General features: G+C 68.3%; 14 protein-coding genes. 5 read left to right on the forward strand and 9 right to left on the reverse strand.

What is annotated here, in order from left to right:
- Window positions 1-60: 60 nt before the first annotated feature.
- A complete protein-coding gene (locus tag MF609_RS13370) occupies window positions 61-831 on the reverse strand; it encodes an NAD kinase (RefSeq protein ID WP_242416784.1) in 771 nt (256 codons plus the stop codon).
- A complete protein-coding gene (moaA, locus tag MF609_RS13375; protein ID WP_242416785.1) occupies window positions 828-1,826 on the reverse strand; it encodes a GTP 3',8-cyclase MoaA in 999 nt (332 codons plus the stop codon). The genes MF609_RS13370 and moaA overlap by 4 nt, the downstream gene beginning before the upstream one ends.
- Window positions 1,827-1,919: 93 nt before the next feature.
- Here moaA and MF609_RS13380 point away from each other — a divergent pair, with 93 nt between their 5' ends.
- A complete protein-coding gene (locus MF609_RS13380) occupies window positions 1,920-3,890 on the forward strand; it encodes an EAL domain-containing protein (protein ID WP_242416786.1) in 1,971 nt (656 codons plus the stop codon).
- Window positions 3,891-3,997: 107 nt separating this feature from the next.
- Here the strand turns inward: MF609_RS13380 and MF609_RS13385 are convergent, their stop codons facing one another.
- Together MF609_RS13385 and alr are read right to left on the reverse strand one after the other, a co-directional pair.
- Window positions 3,998-5,251, reverse strand: a complete 1,254-nt coding sequence (locus tag MF609_RS13385; RefSeq protein WP_242416787.1) for a D-amino acid dehydrogenase — start codon at window positions 5,249-5,251, stop codon at window positions 3,998-4,000.
- Window positions 5,239-6,351, reverse strand: coding sequence for an alanine racemase (gene alr / locus MF609_RS13390; RefSeq protein WP_242416788.1), 1,113 nt, complete (start codon window positions 6,349-6,351; stop codon window positions 5,239-5,241). The genes MF609_RS13385 and alr overlap by 13 nt, the downstream gene beginning before the upstream one ends.
- Window positions 6,352-6,473: 122 nt before the next feature.
- On the opposite strand from alr, the gene MF609_RS13395 reads away from it, so the two are divergent.
- Window positions 6,474-6,929 carry an Lrp/AsnC family transcriptional regulator gene (locus tag MF609_RS13395; protein ID WP_066694480.1) on the forward strand — a complete coding sequence of 152 codons (456 nt, stop codon included), beginning with the start codon at window positions 6,474-6,476 and terminating at the stop codon, window positions 6,927-6,929.
- A 168-nt stretch (window positions 6,930-7,097) separates the two neighbouring features.
- Here MF609_RS13395 and MF609_RS13400 read toward each other — a convergent pair whose 3' ends face one another.
- Window positions 7,098-7,631, reverse strand: a complete 534-nt coding sequence (locus MF609_RS13400; RefSeq protein ID WP_242416789.1) for an alpha/beta hydrolase — start codon at window positions 7,629-7,631, stop codon at window positions 7,098-7,100.
- Window positions 7,632-7,991: 360 nt separating this feature from the next.
- Here MF609_RS13400 and MF609_RS13405 point away from each other — a divergent pair, with 360 nt between their 5' ends.
- Window positions 7,992-8,237 carry a hypothetical protein gene (locus MF609_RS13405; RefSeq protein ID WP_242416790.1) on the forward strand — a complete coding sequence of 82 codons (246 nt, stop codon included), beginning with the start codon at window positions 7,992-7,994 and terminating at the stop codon, window positions 8,235-8,237.
- Window positions 8,234-9,253: a DUF6976 family protein gene (locus MF609_RS13410; protein ID WP_242416791.1), complete on the forward strand. Its 1,020-nt coding sequence runs from the start codon at window positions 8,234-8,236 to the stop codon at window positions 9,251-9,253. The genes MF609_RS13405 and MF609_RS13410 overlap by 4 nt, the downstream gene beginning before the upstream one ends.
- 6 nt (window positions 9,254-9,259) lie before the next feature.
- Here the strand turns inward: MF609_RS13410 and MF609_RS13415 are convergent, their stop codons facing one another.
- The gene (locus MF609_RS13415) at window positions 9,260-9,712 is read right to left on the reverse strand and encodes an Lrp/AsnC ligand binding domain-containing protein (RefSeq protein ID WP_242416792.1); all 453 of its coding nucleotides are present in this window, start codon (window positions 9,710-9,712) and stop codon (window positions 9,260-9,262) included.
- 234 nt (window positions 9,713-9,946) lie between these two features.
- On the opposite strand from MF609_RS13415, the gene putA reads away from it, so the two are divergent.
- Window positions 9,947-13,045: a bifunctional proline dehydrogenase/L-glutamate gamma-semialdehyde dehydrogenase PutA gene (putA, locus tag MF609_RS13420; RefSeq protein WP_242416793.1), complete on the forward strand. Its 3,099-nt coding sequence runs from the start codon at window positions 9,947-9,949 to the stop codon at window positions 13,043-13,045.
- On the opposite strand, the gene MF609_RS13425 is transcribed toward putA, so the two are convergent.
- The 3 genes from MF609_RS13425 to MF609_RS13435 form a co-directional block, all read right to left on the reverse strand.
- Window positions 13,035-14,192, reverse strand: coding sequence for a glycoside hydrolase family 68 protein (locus tag MF609_RS13425; protein WP_242416794.1), 1,158 nt, complete (start codon window positions 14,190-14,192; stop codon window positions 13,035-13,037). The genes putA and MF609_RS13425 overlap by 11 nt on opposite strands.
- Entirely contained in the window at window positions 14,189-15,523 is a 1,335-nt protein-coding gene (locus tag MF609_RS13430; RefSeq protein WP_242416795.1) for an MFS transporter, read from the reverse strand. The genes MF609_RS13425 and MF609_RS13430 overlap by 4 nt, the downstream gene beginning before the upstream one ends.
- Window positions 15,524-15,655: 132 nt before the next feature.
- Window positions 15,656-17,452 (reverse strand): aminopeptidase P family protein, encoded by a 1,797-nt coding sequence (locus tag MF609_RS13435; protein WP_242416796.1) that lies wholly within the window; start codon window positions 17,450-17,452, stop codon window positions 15,656-15,658.
- Window positions 17,453-17,522 lie beyond the last annotated feature (70 nt).

Genomic DNA, 17,522 nt, shown 5'->3' on the forward strand with positions numbered 1-17,522 from the left:
GAGGCCGCGTCTTTAGCAGCGGATTCGGGCTTTGCAACGCCTAATTTCATTTTTCTGAAATCAGCTGGCGAACTGCTCCATGGTGATGCGGTCGTCGAGGGCGTGCTCGGGGTCGAACAGCAAGGTCAGGTCGCGCACCCGGTCGACCGCGACATCGACCTGCGCCACGTCGCGCACCTCGCGCTGGTCGGCGACGGCCGATACGGGGCGCTTGTCCGGCTCCAGTACGCGCAGCGTGATGCGCGCCTTGTCGGGCAGGATGGCACCGCGCCAGCGACGCGGGCGGAACGGGCTGATCGGCGTCAGCGCCAGCATCCCCGACCCCATCGGCAGGATCGGACCGTTGGCCGACAGGTTATAGGCGGTCGATCCGGCCGGCGTCGCCGCCAGGATGCCGTCGCACACCAGTTCGGGCATGACGATGCGGTCGTTGAGCGACACCTCCAGCTTCGCGGTCTGGCGCGTCTCGCGCAGCAGCGAGACTTCGTTGATCGCGGGCAGGACGCGCACCTCGCCGTCCATCGTCGTCGCGGTCATGGTCAGCGGCGATACGCGGAACGGCTTGGCCCGGCCCAGCCGCCGGTCCAGCTCGTCCATGCGCCATTCGTTCATCAGGAACCCGACCGTGCCGAGGTTCATGCCGAACACCGGTACCGTATTGCGCCGCTCCAGCAGCATGTGCAGCACCTGCAACAGGAAGCCGTCGCCACCCAGTGCGACGATCAGGTCGGCATCCTCGACCCCGACCCAGTCATAGCGCGCGCGCAGCGTCTCCTCCGCCGCGCGCGCCTGTGCGGTGGGGGAGGCCAGCAGGGCAAGGCGCGTCGTCATCCGCCGGTCACACTCATATGGCGGGCGACGGCGGGCGCCGCCCCGGTTTCGATGCGGAAGTCGTGCGCGGCGGGCTTGCGCGGCAGCGCGGCGTCGAGCGCGGCATCGACCGCCGCGATCCCGCCCTCGCGCAATGCGTCCTTCAGGTCGACATGGTCGTCATGGCCGAGGCACAAATACAGCTTGCCCTCGGTCGTCAGCCGTACGCGGTTGCAGCCCGCACAGAAATTGGCGGTCAGCGGCGAGATGAGGCCGAGGCGATTGCCATGTTCGCCCACGCGCCAGTAACGCGCCGGGCCACCGGTCTGGTGGCTGTCGCGGGTCAGGGTGAAACGTTGCGACAGCGTATCGAACACGCGGGTCAGCGGCACGAACCGGTCGGTGCGGTCCTCGTCGATCGCGCCCAGCGGCATGGTTTCGATCAGCGACAGGTCATGCCCCTCGCGCCCGCACCAGTCGAGCATGTCGCCGACATGATCCTCGTTCAGCCCTTTCAGGACCACCATGTTGATCTTGATCGCGATGCCCGCATCCCGCGCCGCGGCGATACCGTCCAGCACCTGCGCCACGTCGCCGTGCCGCGTGACGTAGCGGAACACGTCTGCGTCGAGACTGTCGAGGCTAACATTTATCCGGCGGATACCGGCACCGGCCAGCGCCGGCGCATGGTCGCGCAACCGCGTGGCGTTGGTGGTCATGGTCAGCTCGGACAGGCCGTTCCCGACCATCCGCCCCAGCCGCTGGCACAGTTCGGTGACCCCGCGCCGGACCAGCGGTTCGCCCCCCGACAGGCGGATCTTGTCGATCCCGCGCGCCACGAACCGCTCGGCGATCAACGCGATCTCCTCGAGGCTCAGCACCTTCGAGCGCGGCAGGAAGGTCATCGCCTCCGCCATGCAATAGCGGCAGCGCAGGTCGCACCGGTCGGTAACCGATATGCGCAGATAGCGGATGGTGCGGCCATGCGCATCGATGAGGGAAGGGGCGCAGGACATTGCGGCCTAAGCTAGGGTGCCGCGACGGACCATACAAGCTGTCCATTGCCGCCGCCCGCTTGTGCCCATAGAGTCCGCGTCCATGGGTGGAATTTGACCGCATGGTCGGGCCATGACGCGGCGCAGCAGCGCGCGCTGTTCGTGCTGTCGTTTCGGCAGCGCGACGAACTCGCCGCGATCCTGTCGCGGGCCGGGTGGCGGGTCGTTGCCGCCCGCCGCGCCGATGGCCTGCGCCAGCGTGTCGCCGCCAGCGGCACGGCGATCGCCATCGTCGATACCCGCGGCGCGATCGACGAAGGGATCGCCGCCACGGCCGAACTCGCCCGTACCGCCGGCCATGGCGATGCACTGCTCGTGCTGGTGTCGCGCGGCGATACCGACCGGCTGCGCGCGCTGCACGATGCCGGGGCGACCCATTTCCTCGTCAGCCCGATCGGCGGGGAGGTGCTGTTGCAGGCGGTGCGATCCGCCGAACGGCATGTCGTGCGGATGGGCGGCGGCTGGCACGATCCGACGGCGGGCGCGGGCGCGCCGCTGGGCTGGCGGCACGATGCCGAACGCGGCACGCTGCAACTGACGCCTGCCTTGGCGGAGGCGACGGGCTTTGCCGAAACCGGCGATCCGCGGGCGCTGTTGCGGTCGCTCGGGCCGGAGGGGCGGCGGATCGCGCTGGCGGCGCTGCGGCGGCTGACCGATCACCTGCCTGCCACTGCCTTTGCCCATGATCTTCCGGGACTGGGGCGGGTGGTGCAGCATGTCGCGCGCGATCCGCATAGCGGGCGGTTGCACGCATTGATCGAACCGCTGGCGCGCGTCGGCAATATCGGCGCGGCGGTGCGCGAGGCGCTGGGATCGGTGCGCGACCTCGCCGGGGCGCAGCGCTGGCTGGATCGGCGGATCGACGCGGGCGAACGGCCCGGCCTGCGCGTGCTGGCGATCGGCGGGATCGATCCGGTCAACCGGCAACAGGGGCGGGTGGTCGGCGACGCGCTGCTGCGCGCGGTCGAACGGCGGATCGAACAGGCGGTGCGCGATGCGGGTGTTGCACGTGCCGCGCTGGCCCGGCTGGGCGGGACCGAATTCGCGGTGCTGCTGCCGCACGGGGCCGATGCCGGGCTGGCGGCGGCGCTGGCGCAGGCATTGGCGCGGCCGTTCGTCGCCGGCAGCGCGATGGTCACGCTAAGCCTGCAACAGGCTTATGCGCTGGCCGAACCGGGGGAGGCGGGCGATGCCCTCATCCTTCGGGTGCAGCGCGCCCTGCCGGGTGCGCGGGCCGACGATGCGGAAGGACCGCCGGCCGGAGGAAGCGCCGAGGCGCTGGCGGGCGAGGTCCATCGCGCGATCGGCCGGGGCGAAATCGCGGTCCGGTTCCAGCCTCAGGTCGACCTGCTCGCCGGGCGGATCGTCGGGGTCGAGGCACTGGCGCGCTGGGAGCATCCCGACCGGGGCGAACTGGGTGCCGAGCTGCTGTTCGCCGCCGCCGCGCACGCCCGGCTGGCGGGTGCCTTGTCGGCGCATGTCCAGCATCTGGCGATGCGGATCGCGGCGGAATGGGATGGGCCGCTCTCCCGGCTGCGGCTGTCGATCAACGTGACGGCGGAGGATGTGGCGCAGGCCGACTTCGCCGACACCCTGCTGGCCGCCGCCGACGACAGCGGTTTCCCGCGCGACCGGCTGACCGTGGAGATTACCGAAAGCGGGCTGATCGCCGAACTGGGCGAAGCGGCGGGTCTGCTCGCGACATTGCGCGCCGCCGGGTGTCGGGTCGCGATCGACGATTTCGGGACCGGCTATTCCAGCCTCGCCTATCTCAAGGCCTTGCCGCTGGATTACCTCAAGCTCGACCGGCGGCTGACGCAGGATATCGTCGGGTCGCATCGCGACCGGGTGGTGGTGCGCGGGGTGATCGACATGGCGCGCTCGCTCGACCTGACGATCATCGCCGAAGGGGTGGAGACGGTCGAGCAGCGCGACGCGCTCGCGACCGAGGGGTGTCAGCTCTATCAGGGATTCCTGTGCGCCGAACCGCTGACGGTCCCGGCGCTGACGGCGTTGCTGCGGTAGAAACCCTTGAAGTTTCAACGTCACCCCAGCGCAGGCTGGGGTCTCAAGCGGCTCCTGCGGCGTGCTGTCACCGGGAGATCCCAGCCTTCGCTGGGATGACGTTTGGTTCAGGAGTAGCGCGCGATCGACAAATCCCCCGTCTCGATCGCCGCGCGCCTGCCCGACATCAGGTCGGCGATCACCGCCGCCGATCCGCACGCCATGGTCCAGCCGAGCGTTCCATGGCCGGTATTCAGGAACAGGTTGCCGAACTTCGTCGCGCCCACCACCGGCGTGCTGTCCGGCGTCATCGGGCGTAACCCGCTCCAATAGCTTGCCCGCGACGTATCGCCCGCGCCCGGAAACAGGCTGCCGAGCGAATATTCCAGCGTCGCACGCCGCGCTTCGGGCAGTTCGTTGTTGAAGCCCGAAATCTCCGCCATGCCGCCCACCCGGATGCGGTCGCCCAGCCGCGTGATCGCGACCTTGTAGCTTTCGTCGAGCAGCGTCGACACCGGGGCGCGGGTTTCGTCGACGATCGGCACGGTGATCGAATAGCCCTTCACCGGATAGACCGGCAGCTTCAGGCCCAGCGGCGCGACCAGCTTCGGCGAGAAACTGCCCATCGCCACCAGATAGGCGTCGCCGGTGACGGTGCCGTGGTCCGTGTCGACGCCGACGATCCGGTCGCCCTGTCGCACCATGCGGCGGATGGTGGTGCCCATGCGGAACTCGACGCCTGCCGCCGCCGCCATCTCGGCCAGCCGGTTGGTGAACTTGAAACAGTCGCCCGTCTCGTCCCCCGGCAGCCGCAGCCCGCCCGCCAGCGGCTGGTTGCTGCCTGCCAGCCCCGGTTCGGCGGCGATGCAGCCCGCGCGGTCCAGCACCTCATAGGCGACGCCATCGGCCTTCAGGACGGCGATGTCCTTCTCGATTCCGGCCAGCTGCTTTTCCTCGCGGAACAGCTGCAACGTGCCCTGCATACGTTCGTCATAGGTGATGCCGGTGGCGGCGCGCAGCTCGATCAGCTTGTCGCGGCTATACTCCGCCAGCCGAACCATCCGCCCCTTGTTCACCGCATAGTCGCGCGCATTGCAGTTGCCGAGCATCGCGATCAGCCAGCGCAGCATCGCCATGTCGAACTGCGGGCGCAGGATCAGCGGGGCATGTTCCATGAACAGCCACTTCATCGCCTTGGCCGGAATGCCCGGCGCGGCCCAGGGGGAGGCATAGCCCGGCGAAATCTCGCCCGCATTGGCGAAGCTGGTCTCCAGCGCAGGCCCCGCCTGCCGGTCGATCACGACCACCTCATGCCCGGCCTGTGCCAGATACCATGCGGAGGTGACGCCGATCACCCCCGCGCCCAGGATCACGATCCGCATGTTGCGTCCTCTTGTTCGCGCACCGCCACGATCCGCCGGGCATGGCGGTGGCGCAGGCTGGTCAGGATTTCATAGGCGATGGTCCCGGCATCGGCCGCGACCTGGTCGATGCTCTGGTGCGGACCGATCAGCTCGGCATGGCTCGCCCCGACGAGCAGGTCGAGCGGCACATCGGTCACGTCGATGCAGATGCTGTCCATCGACACCCGCCCGGCGATCGGCGCGCGCACCCCGGCGACATAGGCCGCCCCCCGGTTGCTCAGCATCCGCGGCCAGCCATCGGCATAGCCATAGGACAAGGTCGCGATCCGCCGGTCGTGATCCGTAACCGAGGTCAGCCCATAGCCGACGCCCGTGCCCGCCGGCACGTCGCGCCACTGCACGATCCGCGCGTCGAGCGCGACGACCGGCCGCATCGGGTTCGCCCGGTCCTCCTGCGGTGCGCCGCCATAGAGCGCGATGCCCGGCCGCACGAGGTCGCCGTGAAAGCCCCCGCCCAGAAAGGCACCGCCCGAATTGGCCAGCGATCGCTCGGCACCCGGCAGCATCGCCGCCAGTTCGTCGAACCGCGCCCGCTGCGCATCGTTGGCGTTCGCGTCCGGCGCGTCGCCGCACGCCAGGTGGCTCATGACCAGCACCACGTCGATATCGGCGAGCTGTCGCGGATCGGCGGCGATCGCCGCCACCTCCGCCGCAGTCATGCCCAGCCGCGACATGCCGCTGTCGACCTGCAGCGCGGCGGGCAGCCGCCGCCCGTTGATCCGCGCCGCCGCGCCCCAGCGCGCCATGTCCGCCGGGCAGTTCAGCACCGGCACGGCATCGGCGGCGATCAGCGCCGATTCCTCCCCCGGCGCGATCCCGTTCAGCACGAACAGCCGCGCATCGGCGGGCAGGGTAGGGCGCAGCGCGCTCGCCTCGCCGGTCAGCGCGACGAAGAAGTCGCGGCAGCCCGCACGGTACAGCGCATCGGCAACGATCGCCGCGCCCAGGCCATAGCCATCGGCCTTCACCACGCCCGCCGCCCGCGCCGGGGCGACGGTCGCCGCGATGGTCCGGTAATTGGCGACCAGTGCGTTCAGGTCGATCGTCAGCAATGCCATCGGTTCCTTACTCTCCGTTGCGACAAGGTAGCGCCGAATTCACCGCAGGTTTTGCGATTGTGCCGCATCCCCTGCCATATTAGCGTCGTTACGCAACGAAATGCGGCACAAACGCAACGAACATGAATCTCGACGCCATCGATCGCAAATTGCTGAACCTGTTGCGGCTCGACGCGCGTCGACCAAACAACGCGCTGGCGGCGGAGGTCGGGCTGTCGCCATCGGCCTGTCTGCGCCGCGTGCGGCTGCTGGAGGATGCCGGTGTCATTCGCGGTTACACCGTCGTCACCCGCGCCGATCCGGCCGACCATGGCGCGACGGTCATCGTGCAGGTGACGCTGGAGCGACAGACCGAGGAATATCTCTCCCGCTTCGAAGCGGCCGTGCGCCGCCATGCCGAAATCCAGGAATGCTGGCTGATGACCGGCCAGTCGGATTACTGGCTGCGCGTCGCCGTCGAATCGGCGGCGGCCTATGAGGCGCTGCACACCGACATCCTGTCGCGCCTGCCCGGCGTCACCCGGATCAATTCCAGTTTCGCGATGCGCAACGCGCTCATGCCGCGCCGGCGGGGGTAGGACTGCGGAGTATCTTCCGCACACTCCGTTCGCTTCGAGCGCAGGTTCGAGCTTGTCGAGAACCGAAGTCGAGAAGGCCGTGCCCCGGGCACCCCGTTCTCGACGGACGCTTCTCGACAAGCTCGAAGCTGCTCGAACCGAACGGGGTCGGGGTTGGGGGCCGGGCGCTTACCCCAACCCCGCCAGCTTCTCCGCCGTCCTGACATCATGCGCGACCACCGCACCGCTCAACCGGTCGATCAGCCGCAGCAGCGCACCGCCGCGCACTGCCGTCCCGCCGGGCATCACCTCGCTGCCCCATTCGCGGGCCAGCGCCTCGATCCGACCGGTGCTGTCGAGCGTCATCGACCGGAACGGCAGCAAGGTCGCGGGCGATGCGAACCGGGTGCCGACGTCGTCGGCCAGCGGATCGACCAGGATCGCGCCTGCCACCCGCTGCACATAATGCGACGGCGACAGCCGCGCCCACCATGCCGCCGCGCGACAGCCCGCGCCATGCGCCAGCAGGATTACCTGCCGGTCGGCTTCCTCCACGAAGCGATCGATCCGCGCGCCCAGCATGTTGCGGGCGGCATCGGTTCCACCCCCCAGCGGCAACAGCGTCGCGCGCAATCGGTCGATCGCCTCGCCGAGCGCAGGCGGCGGGTTCCCATCGGACAGGGCAAGGATCGAATAGCGGTTCGTGGCAACGGCAACCATCATGTCGTCTCCCGTGCAGCGCGTGGGGAAGCGGGGAGGCTATCATGCCCGTGCCGCCGCGCAATCACCGAAACGCATCATGGCGGTAAAGCGATGCTTGCACACCGCCAGATGAGCGGCCGCCGAATCCGGAGCCGACCGTTATTCGGAGTCAGCGCATCTTCCCGTCCTTCCCGCGAAGGCGGGAATCCATAGCCGCCGACGTTTCGGCCGCATTCGGAACGCCGGCGCTTACGGACTCCCGCCTGTGCGGGAGCGACGATGGCGGTAAAACGGTTATTCGCGGAACTGACCGTCATCGAACGCTAAACCGGCTTTTAACCCTTTGGTGGCTTAAATCTTTGCAGGAAAGGGTTGCAGGGCATGACGGCCAGTATCGAAATACCGCCGACGGACGATTCACGCTGGGACGCGCTGCTGTCCGGCGCGGTGCGGCCGGCCTATAAATGCCTTGCCCTGCGCATCCTGATGATCCGCCTGACCCATGCCTATGCCCGGTCCGATGCCGACCGCCCGGCGTTGGTCGACGAACTGCATCGCTTCTTTCGCGACAATCTCCGCTTCGCACGCGACGATTTCGCTACGATCTTTCAGGGGCAGCCACGATGACCGGTCCCAATCCGCACCGGGCCGGCCGGTCGATGTACAGCGTGGCGGAAGTCGCCGCGATGCTGGCTGCCGGGGATAGGCTGATCCTCGCCGGCGAGGAACGGCTGCTTGCAGCCCTGCCGCCGGGGGAGTGGATCGGGGGCACCAGCCCGTTCTTCATCACTGCCGAGGCGGGCGGGACGCACGACCGCGATCGCATCTTCGTACAACGGTTGCCGGCGATCGCGTCGGTCGCGTGGCTCGGGATGCTCGACCGCGCGGCGCTCCCGGACATGGCGACGCTCGGCCCCGACAATGGCTATACCATCCTGCTGATCCCCGGACAGAGCGGGGTGCATAGCGACTTCGCCCTGCACGGTCTGGAATGGCCCGACATGTTCCGCCGGCCGGTCGTCGGCTGGGTCACCGGAGTCGCGGGCGACGCGGGCGAGGCTGCGCGGCCGAGGGTGTTCGACGGCCGCACCGGGCGCAGCGCCGACGACGCGGCGGTGGTGCTGCACGTCGCCCTTCCCGACCACGCCTTTGCGCGGGCCGATATCGTCAACCTGTTCGAACCGGATCTCGACGGGCCGGTGCTGACCTTCGCCGAGGATACCGGCTTTGCCGTCGAATGGGCGATGGTCGACGGGGTGCGCACCCGCCTCGTCGATCATATCGCGGCGCATGGCATCGATACCCGCCTGCCGCTGGTCGCCGACTATAATGGCGCGATGGTCAATGTCGCGACGGCGGGGATCGATGCGGCAACGGGCCGGGTCGATTTCTTCGCGCCGGTCCATGCGGGGATCGACTATCGCTTCGCCCGACCGGTCGGCGATTATGCGCACCGGTTCGCCGAACGGCTGGGCCGCCCGCAGGGCGAAATCGCGTTCAGCTGCAACTGCATCCTGAACTATCATTATGCCGAGCTGGAGGGGAAGCAGCTGGGCGAGCTGGCCGGACCGGTCACCTTTGGCGAGATCGCCTATATGCTGCTGACCCAGACGATGGTCTATCTGATGATCGAACAGGACTGACGCGGGTCACAGCGGCAGTGCGGTGGTCGCCTTTACCTCTTCCAGCACGGCATAGGTCCGCGTTTCCCGCACGCCCGGCACCGTCGTCAGCGTGCGGCCGAGGAACGCGCGATAGGCGTCCATGTCCGCCATCCGCACCTTCAGCAGATAATCGAAGCCGCCCGCGACCATATGGCATTCCAGCACCTCGGGCAGGTCGCGGACATGGTTGGCAAAGGCGGTGAAGACGTCGTCGGTGGTGCGGTCCAGCAGCACCTCGATGAACACCAGCAGCGACCGGTCGAGCTTTCCGGGATCGAGCAGCGCGGCATAGCCCCGGATCACGCCGCCCTCGCGCAACCGCCGCACACGTTCGAAGCACGCGGCGGGCGATATGCCGCACTGCGCGGCCAGTGCCTGATTGGTGATGCGTCCATCGGCCTGCAGCACGCGCAGCAACTTGCGGTCGGTCTGGTCCATCGCGCACCCCTTGCCCCACACTCCACGTCACCCCGGGCTTGACCCGGGGGCCCGCTACTTTCCCACGCTCCAGCAAGAAGAGGGACGCCGGGTCAAGCCCGAGGTGACGCGATACTGAAGAAAGAACGAGATATTTCCACTGACGGCAAACATATATCGGTCGATGTGGTCAACATCCGAAGCACCTTCGCCTCGGTTCGCGATATACCGACGAACCGACATATGGAGAGACGAATGCCCGCGATCGATTGGGACGCACTGGACGCCGACAAGTTCATCGACGAAAGCGTCCTGCTCCCGCAACTGCTCGCGCAGGTGCCGCTGACCCAGGCCGATCGCGCGGAGATCGTCGCCAACGCCGCCAAGCTGGTCGAGCGTACCCGCGCCGCCGCTGCCAAGCCCGGCGTGGTCGAGGGGTTCCTTCAGCAATTCTCGCTGGGAACGCAGGAAGGGCTGGCGCTGATGTGCCTTGCCGAAGCGCTGCTGCGCACCCCCGACGCCGCGACCCGCGACCGGCTGATCGCCGAAAAGGTCGGCACCGCCGACTGGGCGGCGCATCTGGGCCAGTCGTCCAGCCTGTTCGTCAACGCCTCCACCATCGGCCTGACGCTGACCGGCAAGCTGGTCGGCGACGAAGGCCCGGCGGGCATCGGCGAGACGATCCGGCGGCTGGCCGGGCGGCTGGGCGAGCCGGTCATCCGGCGCGCGCTGGCCGCCGCCGTCGGCATCATGGGCGACCAGTTCGTGCTGGGATCGACGATCGAGGCCGCGCTGAAGCGGGCGTCGAAGGAAGGCTATCTTTGTTCGTTCGACATGCTGGGGGAGGGGGCGCGGACCCCGCAGGACGCCGAGCGCTACGAACGCATCTATGCCGCCGCGATCGAGGCGGTCGGCAACGCCCGCGCGCCGGGCAGCACGCCCGAACAGGGGCATGGCGTGTCGGTCAAGCTGTCGGCGCTCTGCCCGCGCTACGAAGCGGTGCGAGAGGACGACGTGTTCGCCGACCTTTATCCGCGCATGAAGCGGCTGGCGCTGATCGGCGCGCGGCATAATCTGAACCTCGCGATCGATGCGGAGGAGGCGGATCGGCTCGCCCTGTCGCTCAAGCTGGTCGACCGGCTGGCGCGGGAGAGCGAGCTTGGCGACTGGACCGGGCTCGGCGTCGTCGTGCAGGCCTATGGCAAGCGGGCGCGGGGCGTGATCGACCGGCTCGAACGGCTGTCGCGCGACACCGGGCGGCGCATCATGGTCCGGCTGGTCAAGGGCGCGTACTGGGACAGCGAGGTGAAGCGCGCCCAGATCGCCGGGCATCCGGGCTATCCGGTGTTCACGTCGAAGGCCGCGACCGACCTGTCCTACCTCGTCTGCGCGCATAAGTTGATCGCCGCCGCGCCGGCGCTCTATCCGCAATTCGCGACGCATAACGCCCACAGCCTGATGGCGGTGCGCCACATGGCGGATCGCGCCGGCGTGCGGATCGAACACCAGCGCCTGCACGGCATGGGGGAGGGGCTGTACCGTCAGGCGGCGGCAACGGTCGGCGACAACAGCCTGATCCTGCGGGCGTATGCGCCGGTCGGCGGGCATGAGGAACTGCTGCCCTATCTGGTGCGCCGCCTCCTCGAAAACGGCGCGAACAGCAGCTTCGTCAACGCGCTGCTGGACGAGGAAGTACCGGCGACGACGCTGGTGGCGGACCCGGTGGCGGCGGTCGCCGCGACCCCGCGCCAACATCCGCGCCTGCCGTCCCCGTCCGACATCTATCCCGGCCGCGCCAACCCCCTTGGCCGCGACTATTCGATCGCCACCGTCCGCGCCACGGCAGCCACGAATCGCGCCAACTTCACCACCATCCACGCCGGCCCGATCATCGGCGGCCAGACCCTTGCCGGCGCGGGTGCCGCACCCATGGTCAGCCCGGTCGACCATGGCCGCACGATAGGCTCCGTCACCGCCGCAACACTGGCGGATATCGACCATGCGGCAGCGCTCGCCCGGGCCGCCCAACCACGCTGGAACGCGGCCGGCGGGGTTTCCCGCGGGAAACTCCTGCGCGCCATGGCCGACGCGCTCGATGCACAGATGGACCGTTTCATCGCGATCCTGTCGGCCGAAGCGGGCAAGACGCTGAACGACGCCGTGGCGGAGGTGCGCGAGGCAGTCGATTTCTGCCGCTATTATGCGTTGTTGGCCGAAACCCGCTTTGCCGGTCCGACCGTGCTGCCCGGGCCGGTCGGCGAGGTGAACCAGATCGAACTCCATGGGCGCGGCGTGTTCGTCTGCATCAGCCCATGGAATTTCCCGCTGGCGATCTTCACCGGACAGGTCGCAGCGGCATTGGCGGCGGGCAACGCCGTCCTCGCCAAGCCCGCCGAACAGACCCCGCTGGTCGCCGCCGAAGCGGTCCGCCTGTTCCATGCCGCCGGGCTCGATCCCGACCTGCTGGCGCTGCTGCCGGGCGACGGGGCGGAGGTCGGCGCGGCGCTGGTTGCGCATCCCGCCATCGCCGGCGTCGCCTTCACCGGCGGCACCGACACCGCCTGGGCGATCAACCGCAGCCTCGCCAACCGCAACGGCCCGATCCTGCCGTTCATCGCCGAAACCGGCGGCCTGAACGGGCTGTTCGTCGACACCAGCGCGCTGCGCGAACAGGTGGTCGACGACGTGCTGCTCTCCGCCTTCGGATCGGCGGGGCAGCGTTGCTCGGCGTTGCGGCTGCTCTATCTGCCCAAGGATACCGCCGACGCGACGATCGAGACGCTGGTCGGCGCGGCGGGCTGCCTGGTGATCGGCGACCCGTCCGATCCCGCGACCGATATCGGTCCGGTGATCGACGCCGATGCCCGCGACGCGCTGAACACGCATGTCGCGCGACTGGAGCGCGAGGCGAAAATCCTGTTCCGCGCCGACCCACGTGGCTGGGATCAGCGCGGCACCTATTTCGCGCCGGTCATCGCCGAAGTGCCCAGCCCCGATTTCCTCGAACGCGAAGTGTTCGGGCCGGTACTGCACGTCTATCGCTACGACCCCGCCGACCTGGCCGGTGTCGCCGGCAAGCTGGCGGCGCGCGGCTATGGCCTGACGCTCGGCATCCATAGCCGGATCGACCGCTTTGCCGAGGAGGTTGCGGCACTGGTCCCGGCGGGCAATGTCTATGTCAACCGCTCGATCATCGGAGCGGTCGTCGGTGTGCAGCCGTTCGGCGGCGAAGGGCTGTCGGGCACCGGTCCCAAGGCGGGCGGTCCCGACGCGCTGCTGCGCTATGCCGCCGAACGATCGACCTCCATCAACATCATGGCGAAGGGCGGCGATCCGGCCTTGCTCAACCTGTAGGGGCGCCAGAACCGGCGATCGTCACCCGGTCGCCGGCGAAATCGAGCTGGAAGAACGGAGCGGCGGTTCCGCCGAAGCGGGCGCGGCGCAGCGTTACGTCGGCGCTGGCGTCCGCCCCGTTCAACCCGGCATAGTCGACGAACGCGGCGACCTGCCCCTCGCCGGTGACCCACCAGCAATAGGCTTGCGTGGGTTCGGCCGTCGGATTGCCCGCGACCAGGCCGCTGCCGTTCACAGGCCGCCACGGGCCGGTCATGCGCTCGGCGACCATCGCATACAGCCCGGTCGGGGCGGGCAGGCCGGGGGCGAAGCGCTTCGCCTGGGTCGACCAGAACAGGTAATAGAGGCCGTCGCGCAGGATGATGTGCGGGCGTTCCAACTCGCTGTTCACGCCGATCGCATCGACCAGCGGGGTGCCGAGCTGCCATGGCGCATCCGGGCGGTCGCGGCTGGCGATACCGATCAGTCCGTCCAGTTGCGCATCGGTCCATGCCGCCGACCCGACGAACAGCAGATGGTCGTGGCCGGTCGCGGGATCGCGGAAGAAGCCGGGGTCGCGAAACCCCTTGATGCCCGTTGCCGGCGCTTTGACCTCATCGGCGACGCGGTAGCATTTGCCGTCCGCAGCGACGCTTTCGATGGGTGGCGACCAGTTGTCGGTCCGCGCGTCCTCGCCCTCGACCAGGAAGCGCCCGACCGTCTCGAACAGTCGCTGTTCGAAGCTGTGCGGCCCGTCTCTGCGACCGGCGGCGGTGAAGTACATGGTCAGCGTTTCGCCATCCTTCGCCAGTACGGCCGACCCCGACCATTCGCGGCTGCCGGGGCTGAAGCCATCGGGAAAGGTCGTGCCGTGCAGCCGCCACCCGTCACTGCCATGGCTGGTCAGGTAAATGCGCGCGGCGTCGTGCCGCGCCTCGGGATCGTCGAAGCGCGGCGTGCCGAGGAAGAACCAGTAGCTGCGTCCGTCGACGAAGACGGTCGACCCATCGGCGCGGGCGATCTGCCACATGTCCCAGAAGTCGTGGGCCGGATCGATCGGCACGATATCGCTGGCGGTCAGCACGGGCAGGCGATCCGTGCCATCGGCGGCGATGGTGGCGACCTGCTGGGCGGACCAGTGCGTCAGGGCGTGGGGCGAAGGGTTCAACGCACCGCTCCGACCGGCGCGCCATCGGCATTGCGCTCGCGCACGCTCCATACCGAAGCCGCGGCGCAGAACATCAGCACGCCGCACAGCGTCAGCACGTTGCGCGGATCGCCGCCCAGCAACGGTTGGTAGAACAGCCACATCGTTGCCGAGAAGATCAGCATCGGGATGACGATCATCATGTTGAAAATGCCCATATAGACACCGGTCCGCTCCGGCGGGATCGATCCGGCGAGGATGATGTAGGGATTGCCCATGATGCTGGCCCAGCCGAGGCCGATGCCGATGGCGGGCAGGAACAGCACCGCCTTCGACGTGACATGCGGCAGGCAGACCATGCCGATACCCGCCGCGATCAGGCTGAGCGCGTGGAGCGGGGCGGCACCGATGCGCCGCGCGATCGGCACCATGGCGAAGGCGGCGAGGAAGGCGACGCCGTTGTAGAAGGCCGCCATCTCGCCATTGGTCAGCACCGCCGAATGGAAGCCGGACGAGGTCGGATCGGCGGTGCCGTAGACGGTGCGGCCGATCGTGTAGATGACGTAGTTCCAGTACGCCATCATCGCATACCACTGGAACAGGCTCATCAGCGCCAGCTTGCGCATCGCCGGCGGCATGTCGCGGATCGCGCTGCCGATCTCGGCCAGGGTCGACCCGAACGACTTGGGCTTGGCAGCGATCGCGGTCTTTTCCGCTTGGGTCAGGGGCAGTTCGGGCACGCGCAGGATCGACCACAGGATCGTCGAGATCGACAGCACCGCCCCGACCATGAACGCCACGCGAGCGGTATAGGGGATGTTGTGGGTGTCGACCCAGTCCTGGTTCATTCCCGCCCACACCAGCAACGAGGGCGTGAGGAACGCCAGCATCTGCGCCAGACCGGTAAAGGCGCTCTGCGTCAGGAAGCCGATCTGGTGCTGGTCCTCGTTCAGTCGGTCGCTGACATAGGCGCGATACGGCTCCATCGTGATGTTGTTGCCGGCATCAAGGATCCACAGCAGCGATACGGCCATCAGGATCGAACTCGACAACGGCATGAAGAACAGGCCGAAACAGCACAGCACCGCGCCCATCACGAAATAGGGCGTGCGCCGTCCCCAGCGGCTGTCGGTCCGGTCGCTGAGTGCGCCGATCAACGGCTGGACCAGCAGCCCGGTCAGCGGGCCGGCAAGTTGCAGGAGCGGAAGCTGCGATTCATCGGCGCCGAGATAGCTGTAGATCGGCGCCATATTGCCCTGTTGCAGCCCGAAGCTGAACTGCAACCCGAGGAACCCCAGGTTCATTTCAAGGATGCGGGGCAGCGACAGGTGCGGTTTCATCGGGGGCGCCATGGTCGGGTCCTGCTCCTTGCACGTCGGTCTGTCGCCGACGGCACGCTTGTCGCGCCTCTCGCTCGGAAATGCAACAATCGATTGCATAGACGCATACGAATGCGGGGCAGCGGCGAGCGCCCCGCAGAAAATTCAGTTAAGCGGCGCGCATTTCGCCGCCAGCCATGCGGCGGTTTCGCGGTCGAGCAGCGGGGTCAGCAATGCCTCGACCCGCCCGTGATAGGCGTCGACCCACGCCCGCTCGGCATCGGTCAGCAGTGCCGGTACGATCAGCGAGCGTTCGATCGGGACGAAGGTCAGCGTCTCGAACCCCAGCATCGGCAGGTCGCCGGCGGGCACGTCGCGCTCGACGACCAGCAGCAGGTTCTCGATACGGATGCCGTAGTCGCCCGCCTTGTAATAGCCGGGTTCGTTGGACAGCATCATGCCGGCGCGCAGCGGTTCCAGCGGGCCGCCGCCGGGATAATTGGGTGGGCCGATCCGTTGAGGCCCTTCATGTACCGACAGGAAGGCACCGATGCCGTGGCCGGTACCATGGGCATAGTCGAGGCCTGCTTCCCACAACGGCCGCCGCGCAAAACCGTCGATATGGCCGCCGAGCGTTCCGTCGGGAAAGACGGCGGTGTCGATCGCGATATGGCCCTTCAGCACGCGGGTAAAGCGGTCACGCATCTCCTCCGACACGTCGCCCACCGGCATGACGCGGGTGATGTCGGTAGTGCCGTCGGCATATTGGCCGCCGGAGTCGATCAGGTAGAGCTGGCCGGGCAGGATCGCCGCGTTGCTCTCCACGGTCGCCTTGTAATGCGGGCTGGCGGCATGGCCTCCCGTCGCGCTGATCGTGTCGAATGACAGGTCGCGCAAGAGACCGGTTTCGCTGCGGATCGCCTCCAGCCGGTCGGACGCGGACAGTTCGGTCAGCGTACCGGAGGGGGCGGTTTCCTCGAACCATTTCAGGAAGCGGACCATGGCCGCGCCGTCGCGGGCCTGTGCGCTGCGATGACCGGCGATCTCGACAGGGTTCTTGATCGCCTTGGCCAGCACGGTCGGGTCGCGCTCGGCGACGACCGTCGCGCCACCCCGGCGGAGCGCGTCGTGGATCGCGGCGACGGCACGGTCGGGATCGGCGGCGACGCGCTTGTCCGCAAAGGTGGCGAGGGTCGGAGCGAAATCGGTCATCGGGCGAACGGTGACGGCATTGCCCAGATGGCGGGCGATATCCTCGCCCACCTTGCCCGGCGCGGCGAACAACTCGGCGGTGCCATCGGCATGGACGATGGCATAGCTCAGCGCGACCGGCGTATGCGCTACGTCGCTGCCGCGAATGTTGAAGGTCCACGCGATCGAATCGAGCGCGGTCAGCACGACCGCATCGGCGCGACGCTCGCCCAGCCATTCGCCGACCGCAGCGCGTTTGTCGGCGGAGGTACGGCCGGTCAGCGTGTCGTCCTGCACCGCCATCGGCGCGGGGGAGGGGGCGGGGCGGTCGTTCCACAAGGCGTCGATCGGGTTTGCCCCGACCGGGACCAGCACCGCCCCGACATCAGTCAGCGCGCGTTCGGTTGCTGCCACCCAGTCGATGGTCGCCAGCCACGGATCGAAGCCGATCCGGTCGCCTTCGCGGGCGTTGGTCCGCAGCCAGTCGGCCATCGTGGTCGCCGGCACCTGTACGAACTGCCAGTCGGCGGCATCGACCTGCTCGCGCACCTGCAGCGTGTAGCGGCCATCGGTAAACATCGCGGCGGTGTCCGCGAGGACGACGGCGCTGCCGGCCGACCCCTTGAATCCGGTCAGCCAGGCGAGGCGCTGCGCATAGTCGCCGACATATTCGCTCATATATTCGTCGGTCAGCGGAACGACGAAACCGGTCAGGTCGAGCGTTGCGAGATGGGCGCGGAGTGCGGACAGGCGTTCGGTGTGGCTGGTCATGCGCTGCTCGTATCAGCCGAAACGGTCGCGCAAAAGCCACAAGCTTGCTCGACTTCCGCGCCGCGCCGTC

Origin of the sequence: Sphingomonas panni (genome assembly GCF_022664435.1) — a bacterium.
GTDB classification, from domain to species: domain Bacteria; phylum Pseudomonadota; class Alphaproteobacteria; order Sphingomonadales; family Sphingomonadaceae; genus Sphingomonas; species Sphingomonas panni.